Here is a 16,821-nt window from a genome sequence, read left to right on the forward strand (position 1 = left end):
CCATAGTTTCTGTTGCAGCGGCCATAGCCTGGGGGAATGTTTGCTCTCAAAGCGTGGCGAAGGTGCAACACTATCGCCATTGACTGCGAAAATGCGGCGGGCGAGCGTAGGGGACATCGCCGTCCCTGGGGGAATTTCCAAATGCAGCATCGACCGGTTCCCGCAAGCACGGCGCGGCGCCCTTGACCGCACACCCGCAAGGCGCAGCAGCGCCGATCGCGCCCGGCCTGCCCCGGATGCTGTTGTACGTGCTGCTCGGCTTTTCCGCCGGGCTGCCCTTCTACATGTTTTCCACGGTGCTCTCGGCGCGGCTGAGCGACCATGGCGTCGCGCTGACGATCATCGGGTTCTTCGCCTGGGTGCAGTTGCTGCCGACGTTCAAATTCCTGTGGGCACCGTTGCTCGATCGCTATGACGTGCCGGGGTTCGCGCGCTTCTGGGGGAAGCGGCGCGGGTGGATCATGTTGTCGCAGCTCGGCATCTTCACTTCGATGCTGGCGATGACGGTGACGGCGTCGGACAGCAATCTGGCGATCACGGCGCTGTTCGCGGTGCTGCTCGCGTTCTGGACGACGACGCTGGAGGTTGCCGCCGACGCCTGGCGGATCGAGCTGGCGCCCACCCCCGAGGAACAGGGGCCGATCGCGGCGTCGAACCTGTGGGGATACCGCACCGCGATGGTCGCGGCGGGGAGCGGCGCGTTGCTGATCGCGGACATGCCCGCGCTGAGCTGGCCGGGCGCCTATCTGGCGATCGCGGTGGCGGCGTTCCTGCCCTTCCCCATATTGTGCGCGATGCGGCCCGATCCGGCGCTTAGCAGTGTGCGCCATCCGGCGCGGGGCGGCGGGCGTTGGGTCGCGCTGGGCACCGGGCTGGTCGCCAGCGTGCTGATCCTGGGCGTCGCGACGTTAGTGACGGCGGCGGTCGGATGGGCGATCTTGTCGGGGGCGTCGGGGATCGGCTTCGACCAGAATACCGATGTGAAGCCGCTCGTGTTCACCGTCGCGATGGCGCCGTTCCTGCTGATGGCGGCGGCGCTGCCCAAGATCATCAAGGCGCGACCGGACTCGCCGCTGCGCAGTTCGGCGGCGATCGGGCCGTATGTCGATTTCTTCTGGCGCTATGGCTTCATGGCGATTGCGGTGCTGGGCTTCGTGTCGGTCTATCGCATGGGCGACGTGCTGGCGCTCAACCTGTCCAAGCCGATGATCCTGGGCCTTGGCTATACCAAGAGCGAGATCGGGCGCGCCGACGGCGTGGTGGCGCTGGCCGCGAGCATCATCGGCGTGGGGCTGGGCGGATGGATGGTGACGCGGTGGCGATGGGGCGTGACGCTGACCATCGGCGCGTTCTTCGCGGCGCTGGGCAATTTCGGGTTCGTGTGGCTGGCGCATATGCCGCGCGGCGAAGTCACGCTGTACATCGCAACCGCGCTCGACCAGTTCGGCAACGGCATGGCGGGGGCGGTGTTCGTCGTCTACCTCTCGATGCTGGTCAATCCGCGCTATCCGGGGGCGCAATATGCGTTCCTGTCGGGGTTCGCCTTCCTGCTCTCGCGGCTGTTGTCGGGGGCGGCGGGGAAGGTCGTGACCGATCTCGATGCGGCGGGGTATAACGGGTTCGACATGTTCTTCCTGGCGTCGGGGGTGATCAGTATTGCGGCGCTGGCGTTCCTGCCGTTCCTGGCGCGGACCAGGCCGCGACCCGATGACCGGCCGGAGGCGGCGGCGTGAGCGCGATTGCGGCGGCGTTCGCGCCCGCAGCGGCGGCAGTGGCGGCGGGGCGCATTCCCGGCGCGACCCTGGGGGTGGTGACGGCGGACGGCCTCCGCGCGGTGACGCATGCGGGCATGGCGGCGCTGGTGCCCGAGCCCGAGCCGCTGACGCTGGAGCATTGGTTCGACCTTGCCTCGGTATCGAAAGTGGTCGCGACGACGACGATGATCCTGACTCTGGCGGACGAGGGGCGGATCGACCTCGATCGCCCGCTGACCGATGCGATCCCCGATTTGCGCCAATATGATGTGGCGAATGCGGCGGAGCGGCGGCTGACCTTCCGCGACTGCCTGGCGCATCGCAGCTTCTTCCCCGCGGTCGAGCCGATCTATACCTATGGCGACGATCCGGCGCGGCTGCGCGCGTTCGTGCTCCAGCGCGAATGGCGGCACGGGCCGCCGGTCTATTCGGACATCAACTTCCTGCTGCTCGGCATCGCGATCGAGCGGATCACCGGCAAGCCGCTGGGCGAATGGCCGCTGGGGCCGGGGCTAAGCTATGGCCCGCCCCCCGGCCCCGCCGTCGCGACCGAGCAGTGCATGTGGCGCGGGCGCGTGTTGCAGGGCGAAGTGCATGACGAGAATTGCGCCGCGATGGGCGGGGAGACCGGGCATGCCGGGCTGTTCGGGACGGTCGACGGGGTGCTCGATTTCGCCGCCGGGCTGCTCGACGGCAGCGGCGCGAGCCCGGCGATGCTGGCGGCGATCCGCACGCCGTTCTACGAGCACCGCACCTGTGGCTGGGAGCGCAAGTTCGCCGGCTGGTCGGGCGGGCAGGCGTGTTCGGGCGAGACGATCGGGCATACCGGCTTCACCGGCACCGGGCTGTGGGTCGATTTCGCGCGGGGGGTGGCGTGGACGCTGCTGACCAACCGGGTGCATCCGACGCGGCATTTCGACAGCGGGATTTTCGTGCTGCGGCCTGAGACGGGGGATGCGGTGGTGGCGGCGTTTGGGTGAGCGATTCCCCTCCCGCTTGCGGGAGGGGTCAGGGGAGGGGATGACAATGCGATGCGCCGCGCCGTATCGGCAGGAGCCGCTACTTCGGGCCCTCCCCTAGCCCCTCCCGCAAGCGGGAGGGGAACGGCGCATCCCCAGGGCGGTCAGTTCGCCTCGGCCACCAGCACCAGCGCGGCGTCCATGATCCTGGTCGCGCCGCCCTCGGGGGGCACGTCGTTCGCCAGCATCGAGAAGGTCAGCGTCCGGCCGCTTTTGGCGATCAGATAGCCCGACAGCGCGTTGGTGGCGTTGAGCGTGCCGGTCTTGGCGAAGAGCTTGCCCTCCAGCGAGGTGCCCTTGAAGCGGCGGGCGAGCGTGCCGTCGATGCCTGCGATCGGCAGCGTCTCGCGCCATGCCGTGCCCCAGGGCTGGGCAGCGATCCAGCGCAGCATCGCGACGGTGCCGCGCGGCGCGATGCGGTTGTAGCTCGACATGCCCGAGCCGTCGGAAAAATCATAGGCGGCGCGCGGCACCCCGGCCTTTTCGAGCATCGCGCGGACCTCGACCTGACCATCGGCGATCGATCCGCTGCCCTGGCGCAGCCCCAGCCGACGCAGCAGCAGCTCGGCATGGAGGTTCTGGCTGACCTTGTTGATGTGGCGGATGTCGTCGGCGAGCGGCGGCGCGACCAGTTGGGCGAGCGCGGGCTGTTCGGGCGGGCGCGCGGGCGGGGCGCCGTCGCGGACTTCGGGATCATCCTCGGGCAGCGTCGGGCGGTGGCGCGCCGTGACCTGCCCCGTCACCCGCACGCCGCGCGCGCGCAGCATTTCGGCCAGCCGCCATGCGGCGAGGTGCGCGGGATCGTCGACCCCGACCGACAGCATACGCGGCTTCGCGTCGGCGGCAATCGCGCCGGTGAGGCGCAGCGTGCGGCTGTTAGGGTCGCGATCGAAGCCGATGCTCCCCTCGCCCCCGGCGGCGACGGTGATCGCGCGATTGTCGATCGTGTAATAGGTCGCCGCGACGGTCGGCGGCGATCCCGGCGCGGCGGGCGTGACGGTGATCGCGACTTCATTGTCGTCGATCGACAGCGCCGAAATGCCCGTGCCGGAGGAGGTCGGGATGTTGTTCCAGCTCATCCCCGGGCTCCAGCGCTGGTCGGGGAACAGCGTGTCGTCGCCGACCACGTCGCGCACCCGCCGGGTCTTCGCCGCGACGGCGTCCGCGAGCGTCGCGAGGCAATCGACGGTGCAGTCGGCGGCGGCGGACAGCCGGGGATCGCCATGGCCGACCAGGATCACGTCGCCCTGTTCGATCCGCACCGCGGCGCCGCCCGCCGCATCGGGCCGGTCGAGCCCGTCGAGCGCGGCATAGGCCGCGGCGGTGGTGAACATCTTGGTATTCGACGCGGGGATGAAGCGCCCCTCCGGGTTGACCGCGACGATTTCCTTCCCGTCGGGATCGGCGACGACCAGCCCGAAGCGGGTTCCCGTCGGCGCGGTGGCGAGCACCGCCTCGACCTGCGGCTGTAGGCTTTGCTGGGCGAAAGCGGGCGGGGCTGCGAGCAGCGCGAGCGCGAGGAGCGAGGTTCTCATGGTCGGCAAGGCTACAGCGATTGGCGCCGCGAGCAACCGGGGCGTGAATATACAGAGCCTTGGCGTGGGCATAACCGGGGGGCATGCACCCGGCCATAGGCGGTTGTCGCGCCCGGCCCCCGCCTGCAAGGTCGCGGCCATGGCGAATTGGAAGCGGCTGCTGCTGGCAGCGGGACTGGTGCTCGCGGCACCGATGGCATGGGCACAGGATCGGCTGGCGCAGGCGCTGGCGATCCCGTTGGCGAGCGAATTGACCGGCGCGCGCGACGTGGCGCGCTTTGCGTGGATCGACAATATCGGCGGCGCGCGCAGCCTGTGGGTCGCCGACGCCAAGGGCGCCCCCCGCCGCATCGCCGCCGAGCCCGGCGACGATGGCGAGATGCTGTACGACCCGGTGCTCAGCCGCGACGGCAGCCGCGTGGCGTGGGTGCGCGGCGGCGACGAGGAGTTTCCCGACGGGTCGATCCCCAATACCGGCGTCGCGCCCGTAGCGCCGAAGCAACAGGTGATGCTCGCCCCCGCCGATGGGAGCGGCGCGCCGGTGGTGCTGGGCGAAGGCCATTCGCCGGTGTTCGCGCCGGACGGCACGCAGGTCGCGTTCAGCCGGCGCGGCGAGATCTGGCTGTGGGACGGCGGTGCGGCGCGCAAAGTCGCGACGGTGGCGGGCACCGTGGGGCGGCTGCAATGGGCGCCGGACGGCACCCGGCTGTTGTTCATCGATGATCGCGGCGACCATAGCTTCGTCGCGCTGCTCGACATTGCCGGGGGCACGCTGCGCCATGTCGATCCGGGGCTGGGTACTGCCGTCGAGCCGGTCTTTTCGCCGGATGGCAGCCGGATCGCGTTCATCCGATATCTCGATCCGCCGCCGGGCGCGGGCGCGGATGCCGGCCCCTATTGGTCGCTGCGGGTCGCCGATGCCGCGACCGGCGCCACCCGCGTACTGTGGTCGGCGCCGCAAGGGCCGGGCGGGCGCTATGCGGGGACGCGCAGCCGCAATTTGTTCTGGAGCGCGGACAACCGGATCGTCTTCCCATGGGAAGGCAGCGGCTGGATTCATCCCTATGCGATCGATGCCGATCGGGGCGGCACCCCCCGCGACCTGACGCCCGGCGCGTTCGAAGTCGAGACCTTCCTGCTCGCGCCCGATGGCCGGTCGCTGGTCTATGCCGCCAATGCGGGCGACCTCGACCGGCGCCATCTGTGGCGGGTGGCGCTGAGCGGTGGCGCCCCGCAGCGGGTGACAGGGGGCACGGGGATCGAATCCTTCCCGACCTTTGCCGGCGCCACGCTGGCGACGATCGCCACCGATGCGACGCATCCCGCGCACCCCGCGCTGGCCGAGGGGCTGGCGCCGATGCGCGCTGCCCCGGCGCTGGCCGACATCGTCCAGCCGCAAGCCGTGGTGCTGCGCGCCGAGGATGGCGTGGCGTTCCATGCCCAGCTCTTCGCCGGGCGCGGGCCGGGCAAGCACCCCGCGCTGATCTTCGTCCATGGCGGGCCGCGGCGGCAGATGCTGCTCGGCTTCCACGCCATGGGCTATTATTCGAACGCCTATGCGATGAACCAGGCGCTGGCGGCGAAGGGCTATACCGTGCTGTCGGTCAATTACCGCAGCGGCACCGGCTATGGCCGCGCATTCCGCGATGCCGCCGAGACCGGGCGCGACGGCGCGTCCGAATATCGCGACGTGCTCGCCGCCGGGCGCTGGCTGGCGGCGCGCGGCGATGTCGATGCCAAGCGGATCGGCATCTGGGGCGGGAGCTGGGGCGGGTATCTGACTGCGCTGGCGCTGGCGCGGAACAGCGATCTGTTCGCGGCGGGCGCCGATTTCCACGGCGTGCATACGCTGGTGCGCCCCGGCGTGCGCGGCGTATCGCCCGAGGCCGAGGCGGCAGCGCGCGCGATGCAATGGCAGGCGTCGCCGATGGCGTCGCTCGGGCAATGGCGCTCGCCGGTGCTGCTGGTGCATGGCGACGACGACAAGAATGTCGAGTTCGGCCAGTCGGTGCTGCTCGCGCGCGAGCTGGCGGCGCGGCGCATCCCCTATCGCGAGCTGGTGTTCCCCAATGAGCGCCATGAATTCTTCCGCACTGCGCATTGGCTGGCGGCGTATCGCGCGACGATCGCGTTCTTCGACGAGGTGCTGGCGAAGTGATCCGGACATTGTGGGCCGCGCTCGCCGCGTGCCTCCTCACCGCAGCGGCCCCCGCGCCCGAGACGCTGATCCGCGGCGCGCGGGTGTTCGACGGCAGCGGACGCCCGGCGCAGGTGCGCGACGTGCTGGTGCGCGGCGACCGGATTGCGAAGGTGGCGCGGCGGATCAAGGCGCCGGTGGGCGCGACGCAGGTCGATGGCGCGGGGATGACGTTGCTCCCCGGGCTGCACGACCTGCACATCCACACGCCCTCGCGGGCGTTCGAGTCCGCCGAGGCGCTGGGCGCGACCTATCGCCCCTATCTGGCGCATGGCGTGACGTCGGTGAATGAATTTTCGGTCAGCGGGCCGATGCTGGCGGGCATCCGCGCGCTGGATGCGGGGGCACAGACGCCGCATCTGATGCTCGCGATCCGGCTGGGGGTGCCGCATGGGCATGGCACCGAAAGCGACTTCACCAACGGCATCACGCTCCAGGTGACGACGCCCGCAGAGGCGCATGCGGCGATGGCGCAGGCGCTGGGCTATCGCCCCGACCTGATCAAGGTGTTCGCCGATGGCTGGCGCTATGGCCGCGACGCCGACCGCCCGTCGATGGATGAGCCCACCCTTGCCGCCATCGTCGCCGACGCGCATCGCGCGGGGATTCCGGTGGTGACGCACACGGTGACGCTGGCGGGCGCGAAGATCGCGGCGAAGGCGGGAGTCGACGCGCTGGCGCACGGGATCGGCGATGCGCCGGTCGATGCCGAGCTGATCCGGCTGATGCGCCGCCACCGCACTGCCTATGTCCCGACGCTGGCGGTGTATGAACCGCAGGGCGACCGGGCATTCCTGCCCGCGGAATGGGCGATGCTCGATCCCGCCGCCGTGGCGCGCGAACAGGCGCGGCTGGCGAAGCCGATCGTGCCGCCGTCCGCGCTGGAGGCGAAGCGCTGGGCGATCATGCAGGGCAATGCCCAGCGGCTGAAGGCGGCGGGAATCCGCGTCGGCGTGGGCACCGATACCGGGATCGGCGGCGTCTATCGCGGATCGGCGGCGGTGCGCGAAGTCCGGCTGCTGGTGCAACTCGGCTGGACGCCGGCAGAGGCGTTGAAAGCGGCGACCCGCGACAGCGCCCGCATCCTGCGCCGCAAGCCCGACCATGGCCGCATCGCACGCGGCCAGCGCGCCGACCTGGTGCTGATCGACGGGCGCCCGGATGAGCGGATCGAGGATTTGTACCGCGTGGCGCGGGTGTGGGTGTCGGGGCGGGATGTGGCGCTGCGCTGACGCAGCCTGCGTCCGATACCGGGATCTTCACCGCCCCAGTTTCACGCGAATACAGGCAACGCCGAGGGAGGGGTATCACGCCCGGTCGGGCGCCCGGTACACACCCTCGTCCAGCTCGCCCTCCCAGCGCGCCACCGTTGTCGCTACCGCCAGGTTCGCGCTGGCGCTGGGTACGGTGCGGGTCATGTCGAGCAGCCGATCGAACGGCAGGACGAAGCCGACGACCAGCGCCGTCTGTTCGGGCGCGACGCCGACTGCCGACAGCACCGCCGCGAGCATGAACAGCGAGGCCGAAGGCACCGGCGCGGTCCCGAACGCGGCCAGCGCGCCGGTGAGCAGCACCACGCCGTAGACCTGCGGGGTCAGCGGCACCCCGAACGCCTGGAGCGCGAACATGCTGAGCAGCCCGACATACATTGCGGTGCCGTCCTTGCCGATGCTCGCGCCCAAAGGCAGCACGGTGGAGAAAACTGCGCGGCCCACGCCGAGGTTCTTCTCCGCCACGCGCATCGCCACGGGCAGCGTCGCCGAACTGGACGCCGTCGAGAAGGCGACGACCAGCGCATCGATGATCCCGCGATAGAAAGGCAGCACCGGCAGTCTCGCGAGCAGCCGCAGGATCAGGCTGTGGACCAGAACGATCTGGATCAGCGACCCCAGCACCACCGCGAGTGCGAGCCAGCCGACATGGACGAACACCGCCGCGCCGTTTGCCGCCACCGCATTGGCGATCAGCGCGAACACGCCGAACGGAGTCGCCTCCATCACGATGCCGACGATCCGGAGCAGCACCGCCGAAGTCGACTGGAGCAGCGCCGCAAAGGGCTTGCCCGCCTCGCCCGCGATCACCGTGCCGACCCCGAGCAGGATCGCGACGAAGATCAGCGCGAGCATGTCGCCCTTGGCCAGCGCCTCGACGATGTTGAGCGGGATGATGCCGATAAGCTGCTGATACGGCGTCACCGCTTCGCCGAGCGCGTGCGGCGCGGCGGTGCCCAGCGGCGCGCCGATGCCGGGGCGGACCAGCGCCGCGACGAGCATCCCCACCGACACCGCGATCGCCGTCGTCGCCGCGAACAGCCCGACGGTGCGCCCGCCCAGGCCCCCCAGCCGCTTCGGATCGGCGAGCGACGTGATCCCCGCCGCGATCGTCACCAGCACGATCGGCGCGACGAGCATCCGGATCGCGCGGACGAACAGATCGCCCATGAACTGCACCGCAGGCGTGGCCGAGGGCCAGACCAGCGCGAAGACGAGGCCGAGCGCGAGCGCGCCGAGCACGCGTTTCCACAGGGGGGTGGCGAACCAGCGTTTTAGCATAGGGTGACGCCCTCACCCTTCCGCGCCTTTGGCGCTCCCTCCCTCTCCCAACGGGAGAGGGACTTCTGCTCCCTCTCCCATTGGGAGAGGGAGGGAGGCGCGGAGCGCCGGAAGGGTGAGGGTGATATGCTAAGCGTCACCGGCACGTGCCCGCAGTCGGCACATGCGCCAGCGCGCGCCCGCCGGCCTTGCCGGTCATCGCGCCGCCATCCACCGCGACCACGCCGTTGACGACCACCGTCCGCACCCCCGCCGCCAGCTCGGTCGGCGCGGTATAGGTTGCGCGCGAGGCATAGCTTTTGGGGTCGAACACCACGACATCGGCGAAGGCACCTTTGCGCAGATGCCCGCGCCCGGCGAGCTGGAAGGTATCGGCGGTCAGCGCCGAGCTGCGTTCGATGAACTGGCGCAGCGTGATGGCATGGTCTGCCACTACATATTTGTCGTATTTGCGCGCGAAGCTGCCGTAAACGCGCGGGTGACCGCCCGATGCGTCGGAGCTGGTCATTACCCAGGGCTGCTGCATGAACGCCTTGATGTCGTTCTCGCTCTGGTTGAACGACACGACGCCCGCATCGCCCAGCCGGATCGCGGCGATCGCGGCGGTCACGGGGTCTTCGCCGCGCGCCTTGGCGACCGCGGCGAGCGTCTGGTTGCGATAGGTGCCGCCGACGATCAGCAGCGAGTCCGGGCCGCCGCGCTTGCGCATATTCTCGGTCATGCCCGCGCGCAGCTTTTCGGTCAGCGCGGGATCGTCGAAACGCTTGAGCAGCGCGGGGCGCCCGCCATCCTGCGCCCAGAGCGGGATCAGCGACGCGACCAGGCTGGTGCCGCTGGCGGACCAGGGATATTGGTCGGCGGTGACGTTCTGCCCGGCTTTGCGCGCAGCCTCGACCTTGGCGATGATCTGTGGCGCCTGGCCCTGCACGTCGACGCCCAGCGCCTTGATATGCGCGATATGCGCCGGGATGTGCGCCTCGCGCCCGATGCGCAGTTCCTCGTCGATCGCGGCCTCCAGCCCGACGGTATAGCTCGATTCGTCGCGGATATGGCTGTCATAGGTGCCGCCGCGCTTGCCCGCTTCCTTGGCGAGTTCGATCACTTCCTCGGTCGTGGAAAAGCTCTGGGGCGCGTAGAACAGCCCGGTCGAGAAGCCGATTGCGCCCTGACACATCGCAGTGGCGACCAGCCCCTTCATCGTCTCCAGCTCGGCGGGGGTCGGCGCGCGATCGTCCTCGCCCACCACTTTTTCGCGCACCGCGCCGAAGCCGACATAGGTGGCGTAGTTGATCCCCACCGGCTTCTTCGCCGCACTGCCCAACGTCGCGGCGACATCGGGATCGCCGCCGCCGTCATTGCCGATGAACGCCGTGGTCACGCCCTGCATCAGGAACGCCGGCACCAGCCGCTTTGCGGGATCGTCCGACATCAAATCGCCGCCCATATGCGTGTGCGCGTCGATGAAGCCGGGGGCGACGATCATGCCCCTGGCGTCGATCACCCGCGTTGCCGTCGCCGCGATGTGCGGCGCAACCGCGACGATCTTGTCGCCGCGGATCGCGACATCGCCGATAAAGGGCGCCGCCGTGCCGGTATAGATCGTGCCGCCGCGGATCAGCAGGTCGACCTTTTCCGGCGGCGCAGACGTTGCGCCCAGCGTGAGCGCGGCGATTCCGGCGAGCAACAGAGTCTTCATGGCGTTCCCCAAAATCCCGGCGCTGGCGGCGTCATCATACCGGCATCGTCGCGGACGCCGCCCGGATAGTCCTTCGCGAGCCAGATCGGCCCGTCAAGGTCGACGAAATCGCTCCGCCGCGCAACGTGGAGCGCGGGGGCGATCGACAGCGACGAGCTGATCATGCAGCCGGTCATCAGCCCCATGCCCCGCGCCCGCGCCGCATCGGCGAGTTCGAGCGCGGCGGTGAGCCCGCCCGCCTTGTCCAGCTTGACGTTCACATGGCTGTAGCGCGCGGCGATGACGTCGAGATCGGCGGCGACATGCACCGCTTCGTCGGCGCAGATCGCGATCGGATAGTCGAACCCTTCGAGCCAGGCATCGTCGCCCGCCGGCACCGGCTGTTCGAGCAAGTCGATGCGCAGCGCGACGAGCAGCGGCGCCATCGCCTCGAGCAGCGCGCGGTTCCAGCTCTCATTGGGGTCGACGATCATCCGCGCGTCGGGCGCGGCGGTGCGAACCGCTCGGAGCTGCGCATCGGGATCGGTCGCGTCGACCTTGACCTTGAGCAACGGTGCACTCGACACCGCGCGCGCCGCGTCCGCCATCGCCATCGGGGTGTCGATGCCGATGGTCAGCGCGCTCGCCAGCGTATCGGGCTCCGGCGCACCGATCAGTGCGGCGACGCTGCGCCCGGCCAGCCGCGCCTCGAGGTCCCACAGCGCGCAGTCGACCGCATTGCGCGCGGCGCCGGGGGGCAGCAGCGACTGGAGCGCGGCGCGATCCGCCCCGTCCTCGATCGCCCCGCGCACGCCCTCGATCGCGGCCAGCGCGCTCTCGACGCTCTCGCCATAGCGCGGATAGGGCACGCCCTCGCCGCGCCCGACCAGCCCGTCCTGCGCGATCGCCACCGTCACCACCTCCGCCTGCGTCTTGACGCCGCGCGAGATGCGGAAGGGGCGGCTTAGTGCGAAGCTATCGTGCTGCGCGCGGAGGATTCTAGGCATAGCAGCTCGTCGAGGATGGGATCGACGCCAAAGGCGATCGGATCGGTACAGGGCAGCCCCAGCCGGTCCTCGGTCCGGGCGCACAGCGCGCGCGCCTCGGCGGCATCGAAGGTCGAGGTGTTGAGGCACACGCCCACCGCGCGGACATGCGGGCTGGTCAGCCGCGCCATGTGCAAATTGAGGTCGAGGCACTCGGCAAGGTCGGGCAGCGCGCGCCCGGGAATGCCGCGCATCGCGGTGCGCGCCGGATCGTGGCACAGCACGATCGCCTCGGGCTGGGCACCGTGGAGCAGCCCGGTGGAGACCCCCGCGAAGGACGGGTGGAACAGCGACCCCTGCCCCTCAATCAGGTCCCAGCCATCGTCATTGCGCGCCGGGGCCAGTGCCTCGATCGCGCCCGAGATGAAATCGGCGACCACCGCGTCGACGGGCACGCCGCCGCCCGCGATCAGGATGCCGGTCTGTCCCGTCGCGCGGAAATCGGCGGTGACGCCGCGCGCCTGCAGCCCGCGAGTCAGCGCCAGCGTCGCGTACATCTTGCCCACCGAGCAATCGGTGCCGACGGTCAGCAGCCGGTGGCCGGCACGGGCATAGCCATTGCCGACCTTCAGATCGGCGGGCGGATCGCGCACGTCGAACAATTGCAGCCCCAGCTCCGCGGCGCGCGCCGCCAGCCGCGGCTCGTCGCGCAGCCGCTGGTGCAGCCCCGCGGCAACGTTCATCCCCGCATCGAGCGCGGCCAGCGCGTCCTCGACCAGGTCGGCGCCCATCGTGCCCCCCGAATTGGCGATGCCGAGCACGAGCGTCCTGGCGCCGGCAGCGGCCCCTTCGGCGATCGTGAGGCGCGGCAGCCCCAGCGTGAGCGGGCAATCGTCGTGGCGAAATTCGCCCACGCAGATCTCAGGACGGAAAATGGCGAGCCCGCGCGAGGTCTTGATGCCGATCGCGTCGGAGCTGTGGCCGAGATAAAGCAGATAGGGTGTGGGTATCATGGTGCGGCAACCCTATCCCCGGGATCGAAAACTCTGCGCATAGCGTGTGCGCGTCGCGCCATAGCCCAATGTTATGGGGATTCACGGCACATCGATCACCGTCCGCAGCGTCTTGAGGAAATCGGTGGCGAGTGCGGTCAGCGGGCGGTTGTGGAGGAACAGCGCGTGGACGCCGAAGGTCAGCGACGGCTTGAGCGGGCGCATCGACAGGCCGGGGACGAGCGATGCCTGCGCGGTGAAATTGTCGACCACGGTCATCCCCACCCCCTGCTGCACCAAGGCGGCGGCGATGTAGAAGGTGCGGGCGAGGACGACGTCGTCCAGCTCGACATTCTGGCGCTGGACCTCCTGGAGGAAGAGCTGCCCCATCGGGCCGCTGGTCGCCAGGCTGATGAAGCGTTGCCCGCGCAGGCACTCCAGCTCGACGCGCGGCGGGGCGCCCGGCATGTCCTGTTCGCGGTAGAGCACCACCAGTTCGCCTTCGCCCAGCGCGAGGTCGTCGATCGGCGCGGTCGGGGGGACTTCATAGGCGATGGCGATATCGGTCTCGCGCTCGAACAGTTTCCGCAGCATGTCGTCGTGATGGACCGTCTGGAGGTCGAACTGGACATTCTGGTGGGTGCGCAGGAAGCGCGCCACTGCGATCGGCAGCATCTGGAGCGCGAGCGAGGGCAGCGCGGACACGCGCAGCATGCCCCCCGCGCCACGCCGCAGGTTCTTCCCCGCCTCGCGCAGCGCATAGACGCGGTCCTGGATCTCGGCGACTTCGGTGAAGAGGACATGCGCGTCCTCGGTCGGCACCAGCCGGCCATTGGTGCGCTGAAACAACTGGAAGCCCAGCAGCGATTCGGCGTGGCGCAGCATCTTCGACACCGAAGGCTGTGACACATTGAGCGCACGCGCCGCGCCGCTTACCGATCCGTTGACATAGACCGCGTGGAATATCTCGATGTGACGCAGGTTCATGCCCCCAACCTATCGCGGTTTGCGAAAAGGGGAAGCGCCGGGCAGGATTGCGCGATGCTGCTCCCCGCCCTGCTGCTCGCCGCGCTCCCGCAAACCGCACCCCAGCCGGTCGCCCCACCGGTCGCCACGGTGCGCGTCGCGTTCGATCGGCGCGGCGAGACATCGGTGATTGCCGAGGGCCTTGCCGATGCCGCCGCGAACCGCGCAGTGACGGCGGACGATCCAGTGCGAGTCGCATCGATCTCGAAACTCGTCACGGGAATCGCGGTGCTGCGGCTGGTCGAGGCGGGGAAGCTCGATCTCGACGCCGATGTCTCGGCGCTGCTCGGCTGGCGGTTGCGCAACCCGGCCTTTCCCGAAATGCCGATCACGCTGCGGCTGCTGCTCTCGCACCGGTCGAGCCTGACCGACACGCTCGATTATGTCCTGCCACTCGACGCCGACATGCGCGGCGTGCTGGCCGACCCGCGTGCGTGGGATGCGGCGCACGCGCCGGGTGCGTATTTCCGCTACACCAACTTCAACTTCCCGGTGGTCGCGGCGGTGATGGAGCGCGCCACGGGCGAGCGGTTCGACCGGCTGATGGACCGGCTGGTGCTCGCGCCTTTGGGGATTGCGGGCTGCTACAATTGGGCGGCGTGCCCCGCGCCGGTCGCGGCGCGCGCAGTGGTGATCTATCGCGCGGGCACGCCGACCAAGGACGATCATCACGGCGCCCCGCCGCCCTGCCCCGTCACCCCGGCCAGCGACGGGAGTTGCGACCTGTCGACCTGGCGCGCGGGCGCGAATGGCGCGATCTTTTCGCCGCAGGGCGGGCTGCGCATTTCCGCGCGGGCGCTGGCGCGAATCGGGCGGATGCTGCTCGGCGACGGGAAGGTCGATGGCGTGCGGCTGTTGCGCCCGGCATCGGTGCGGCTGCTGGAGACGCCGCTCTGGACCTTCAACGGCAGCAATGGCGACACGATCGACGGATTCTATTGTAGCTATGGCCTCGCAGTGACGTTCCTGCCGACGCAGCGGGCAGGATGCCGCGACGATCCGTTCGGCGACGGGCGTGCGCGGATCGGACATGCCGGCGAGGCCTATGGGCTGAAATCGGGGCTGTGGATCGATCGCGCGGCGGGCAGCGGCGTCGCCTATTTCGCGACCGACGTGCCCGATGCGCCGGGCGCGCATTCGGCGTTCAGCACCGTGGAGGAGACGCTTTCGGCCCGTCGCAAATAGCGGCTGACGCCCTTGTAACCCTCTGGGTTTCGGTCAGTATGGCGGTATCGTCGCTTTGACCGGGGGGTCGCGTGAAGTCGTTGCTGGTGCCCTTTGCCGCGTTGCTGTGCGCGGCCTCGCCCGCCGAGCCGGTCGCCCCGCTGCCGCGCGTCGCGATCATCGACAGCGGCGTCGCGCGCACCGCCGAACTCGCGCCTTTGGTCAGCGCCGAATATGACATGGCCTCGAACCGCTCCGCCTTCCAGCCGCGCTACGACCATGGCACGATGGTCGCCACGATCCTGGCCCGCGCCGCGAACCGGCAGGTGGACATCGTGTCGTTCCGAATCGACGACCCCGCGGGCTGCCCCGCCGCCGCCAGCCCGCCCTGCCAGCCCGACGCCGCGCCGATCGTCGCCGCGATCCGCCGGGCGACCGCGCTGAAGGTGGATGCGATCAACATCTCGCTCGCGCTCGACCGCGATCCGGCGATCACCGCGGCGATCCGCGACGCGGGGGCGGCGGGAATCCCGGTGATCCTCGCGGCGGGCAATCAAGGCCTCGACCACCCCTCGAACCTAGGCCCCGCGCGCGCCGCCTATCCCAGCGCAGTGCTGGTCGGCGCGATCGACGGCGAGGGCAAGGTGTGGCGCGGCACCAACCGCCCCGATGCGGCGCCGGTCGGCTATAACTACGCCTGGCAGCGCGGGGTGCATGTCGCCACGATGACCGCCGACGGGCGTGCCGTGACCGTAACCGGCACCTCGTTCGCGACGCCGTTCGAGACCGCGCAATTGCTGGCCCGGCGCGCCACTGCCGCGAACTGAGGCTGGCGGCGGTCGCGGCTTTCGCGCTAGGGGTGCCTCAATAGTAATACCAGACGGGAGAGAGCGATGCGCAGCGATCGGGCGAGCAGGATGGCGATTGCGGGTGCGATGCTGATGGCGATGGCCATGCCCGTCGCCGCGCAGGCCCAGGCGGCACCGCAGGTCCCCGCGCCCTATGTCAAGGACCCGCGCAACTGGCCGACCCCCGTGGTCGATACGGTCCCGCCGACGCTCCCGGCGTTCAAGGCGCGCCACGCGGTGCTCGTCCTGTCCAAGACCAACGGCTTTCGCGACGATCCGCAGATCCGCACCGCCAACGCCGCGCTCGCCGCCCTTGTCCGCGCGCGCGGGTGGGACGTGTTCGTGACCGAGAACGCCGCCGTGTCCAACCCCGCCCAGCTCGCCAAGTTCGACGTGATCGTCCTCAACAGCACCAGCGGCGACATCTTCACCGAGGCCCAGCGCGCCGCCTTTCGCGGCTGGCTGGAGCGCGGCGGCGGGCTGGTGGCGCTGCACGGCGCGGGTGGCGACCATGATTATGCGTGGAAATGGTATCAGGAGTCGCTGATCGGCGCGGTGTTCATGGGCCACACCGCGCGGCCCAAGCAGTTCCAGCAGGGCACGATCCATCTTGCCGAGCCGGGCCACCCGATCCTGAAGGGGCTGCCCGCCGCCTGGACGCGCGAAGAGGAATGGTATGCGTTCGACCGCGTGCCGAGCGGGGCGCAGACGCGCATCCTCGCCTGGCTGGACGAAGACAGCTACGAACCCGTCCCCAACCAGCGGATGGGCGCGCAGCACCCGATAATGTGGACGCGCTGCATCGGGCGCGGCCGGATGGTCTTCTCGGCGCTGGGGCACAAGGCGGAGACCTATGGCGAGCCGCTGCACCTGCGGATGATCGGCAACGCGCTCGACTGGGCCGCCGTGGCGAAGCGCCAGCGCTGCTGAAGTTTGTTTGAAATGCGCCGTGGCGCATTTGGCGGCACCAGCCCGCTCCCCCGCCCGGCCACCCATAGAATATTGTCGTCGGGTGGCCGGGCGGGGGAGCGGGCCGGTGCCGCCTGAAATTCGCTCTTTCGCGAATTTCCAAA

13 protein-coding genes are annotated in these 16,821 nt (G+C 69.9%); 7 read left to right on the forward strand and 6 right to left on the reverse strand.

Annotation, left to right across the window (positions count from 1 at the left end; genetic code table 11):
• The first annotated feature begins 182 nt into the window (after window positions 1–182).
• Window positions 183–1,733: an MFS transporter gene (locus tag TS85_RS16490; RefSeq protein ID WP_227698519.1), complete on the forward strand. Its 1,551-nt coding sequence runs from the start codon at window positions 183–185 to the stop codon at window positions 1,731–1,733.
• On the forward strand, window positions 1,730–2,734 hold the full coding sequence (locus tag TS85_RS16495) for a serine hydrolase domain-containing protein (RefSeq protein ID WP_044333720.1): 1,005 nt from the start codon (window positions 1,730–1,732) through the stop codon (window positions 2,732–2,734). Before TS85_RS16490 ends, TS85_RS16495 begins: the two co-directional genes overlap by 4 nt.
• 143 nt (window positions 2,735–2,877) lie before the next feature.
• Here TS85_RS16495 and dacB read toward each other — a convergent pair whose 3' ends face one another.
• Complete coding sequence (dacB, locus tag TS85_RS16500) at window positions 2,878–4,308, reverse strand: D-alanyl-D-alanine carboxypeptidase/D-alanyl-D-alanine endopeptidase (RefSeq protein WP_044333721.1); 1,431 nt, start codon at window positions 4,306–4,308, stop codon at window positions 2,878–2,880.
• 139 nt (window positions 4,309–4,447) lie between these two features.
• Between dacB and TS85_RS16505 the strand changes: the two genes are divergently transcribed.
• Window positions 4,448–6,466, forward strand: a complete 2,019-nt coding sequence (locus TS85_RS16505; protein ID WP_044333722.1) for a S9 family peptidase — start codon at window positions 4,448–4,450, stop codon at window positions 6,464–6,466.
• A complete protein-coding gene (locus tag TS85_RS16510) occupies window positions 6,463–7,737 on the forward strand; it encodes an amidohydrolase family protein (protein WP_052507972.1) in 1,275 nt (424 codons plus the stop codon). The genes TS85_RS16505 and TS85_RS16510 overlap by 4 nt, the downstream gene beginning before the upstream one ends.
• Window positions 7,738–7,812: 75 nt before the next feature.
• On the opposite strand, the gene TS85_RS16515 is transcribed toward TS85_RS16510, so the two are convergent.
• The 5 genes from TS85_RS16515 to TS85_RS16535 form a co-directional block, all read right to left on the reverse strand.
• A complete protein-coding gene (locus TS85_RS16515; protein WP_044333723.1) occupies window positions 7,813–9,057 on the reverse strand; it encodes a dicarboxylate/amino acid:cation symporter in 1,245 nt (414 codons plus the stop codon).
• Window positions 9,058–9,193: 136 nt separating this feature from the next.
• Window positions 9,194–10,753, reverse strand: a complete 1,560-nt coding sequence (locus tag TS85_RS16520) for an N-acyl-D-amino-acid deacylase family protein (protein ID WP_044333725.1) — start codon at window positions 10,751–10,753, stop codon at window positions 9,194–9,196.
• On the reverse strand, window positions 10,750–11,739 hold the full coding sequence (gene dgcA, locus TS85_RS16525; protein WP_044333727.1) for an N-acetyl-D-Glu racemase DgcA: 990 nt from the start codon (window positions 11,737–11,739) through the stop codon (window positions 10,750–10,752). The genes TS85_RS16520 and dgcA overlap by 4 nt, the downstream gene beginning before the upstream one ends.
• The gene (dgcN, locus tag TS85_RS16530; protein WP_044333729.1) at window positions 11,697–12,731 is read right to left on the reverse strand and encodes an N-acetyltransferase DgcN; all 1,035 of its coding nucleotides are present in this window, start codon (window positions 12,729–12,731) and stop codon (window positions 11,697–11,699) included. Before dgcN ends, dgcA begins: the two co-directional genes overlap by 43 nt.
• 81 nt (window positions 12,732–12,812) lie before the next feature.
• Entirely contained in the window at window positions 12,813–13,697 is an 885-nt protein-coding gene (locus tag TS85_RS16535) for a LysR family transcriptional regulator (protein ID WP_044333730.1), read from the reverse strand.
• Between the two features lie 54 nt (window positions 13,698–13,751).
• On the opposite strand from TS85_RS16535, the gene TS85_RS16540 reads away from it, so the two are divergent.
• The 3 genes from TS85_RS16540 to TS85_RS16550 all read left to right on the forward strand — a co-directional run bounded on the left by TS85_RS16540 (window position 13,752) and on the right by TS85_RS16550 (window position 16,678).
• Entirely contained in the window at window positions 13,752–14,921 is a 1,170-nt protein-coding gene (locus TS85_RS16540; RefSeq protein WP_044333731.1) for a serine hydrolase domain-containing protein, read from the forward strand.
• Window positions 14,922–14,992: 71 nt separating this feature from the next.
• Window positions 14,993–15,727: a S8 family peptidase gene (locus tag TS85_RS16545; protein ID WP_044333732.1), complete on the forward strand. Its 735-nt coding sequence runs from the start codon at window positions 14,993–14,995 to the stop codon at window positions 15,725–15,727.
• Window positions 15,728–15,793: 66 nt separating this feature from the next.
• Window positions 15,794–16,678 (forward strand): ThuA domain-containing protein, encoded by an 885-nt coding sequence (locus TS85_RS16550; protein ID WP_077228664.1) that lies wholly within the window; start codon window positions 15,794–15,796, stop codon window positions 16,676–16,678.
• Window positions 16,679–16,821: the final 143 nt, after the last annotated feature.

The organism is Sphingomonas hengshuiensis (assembly GCF_000935025.1).
Lineage (GTDB): Bacteria > Pseudomonadota > Alphaproteobacteria > Sphingomonadales > Sphingomonadaceae > Sphingomonas > Sphingomonas hengshuiensis.

Excerpts from the sequence above, each read along its gene's own strand:
- TS85_RS16535 (WP_044333730.1), bottom strand. The coding sequence starts at position 13,697 with ATGAACCTGCGTCACATCGAGATATTCCACGCGGTCTATGTCAACGGA.
- TS85_RS16515 (WP_044333723.1), bottom strand. The coding sequence starts at position 9,057 with ATGCTAAAACGCTGGTTCGCCACCCCCCTGTGGAAACGCGTGCTCGGC.
- dgcN (WP_044333729.1), bottom strand. The coding sequence starts at position 12,731 with ATGATACCCACACCCTATCTGCTTTATCTCGGCCACAGCTCCGACGCG.
- dgcA (WP_044333727.1), bottom strand. The coding sequence starts at position 11,739 with ATGCCTAGAATCCTCCGCGCGCAGCACGATAGCTTCGCACTAAGCCGC.
- dacB (WP_044333721.1), bottom strand. The coding sequence starts at position 4,308 with ATGAGAACCTCGCTCCTCGCGCTCGCGCTGCTCGCAGCCCCGCCCGCT.
- TS85_RS16550 (WP_077228664.1), top strand. The coding sequence starts at position 15,794 with ATGCGCAGCGATCGGGCGAGCAGGATGGCGATTGCGGGTGCGATGCTG.
- TS85_RS16540 (WP_044333731.1), top strand. The coding sequence starts at position 13,752 with ATGCTGCTCCCCGCCCTGCTGCTCGCCGCGCTCCCGCAAACCGCACCC.
- TS85_RS16520 (WP_044333725.1), bottom strand. The coding sequence starts at position 10,753 with ATGAAGACTCTGTTGCTCGCCGGAATCGCCGCGCTCACGCTGGGCGCA.
- TS85_RS16505 (WP_044333722.1), top strand. The coding sequence starts at position 4,448 with ATGGCGAATTGGAAGCGGCTGCTGCTGGCAGCGGGACTGGTGCTCGCG.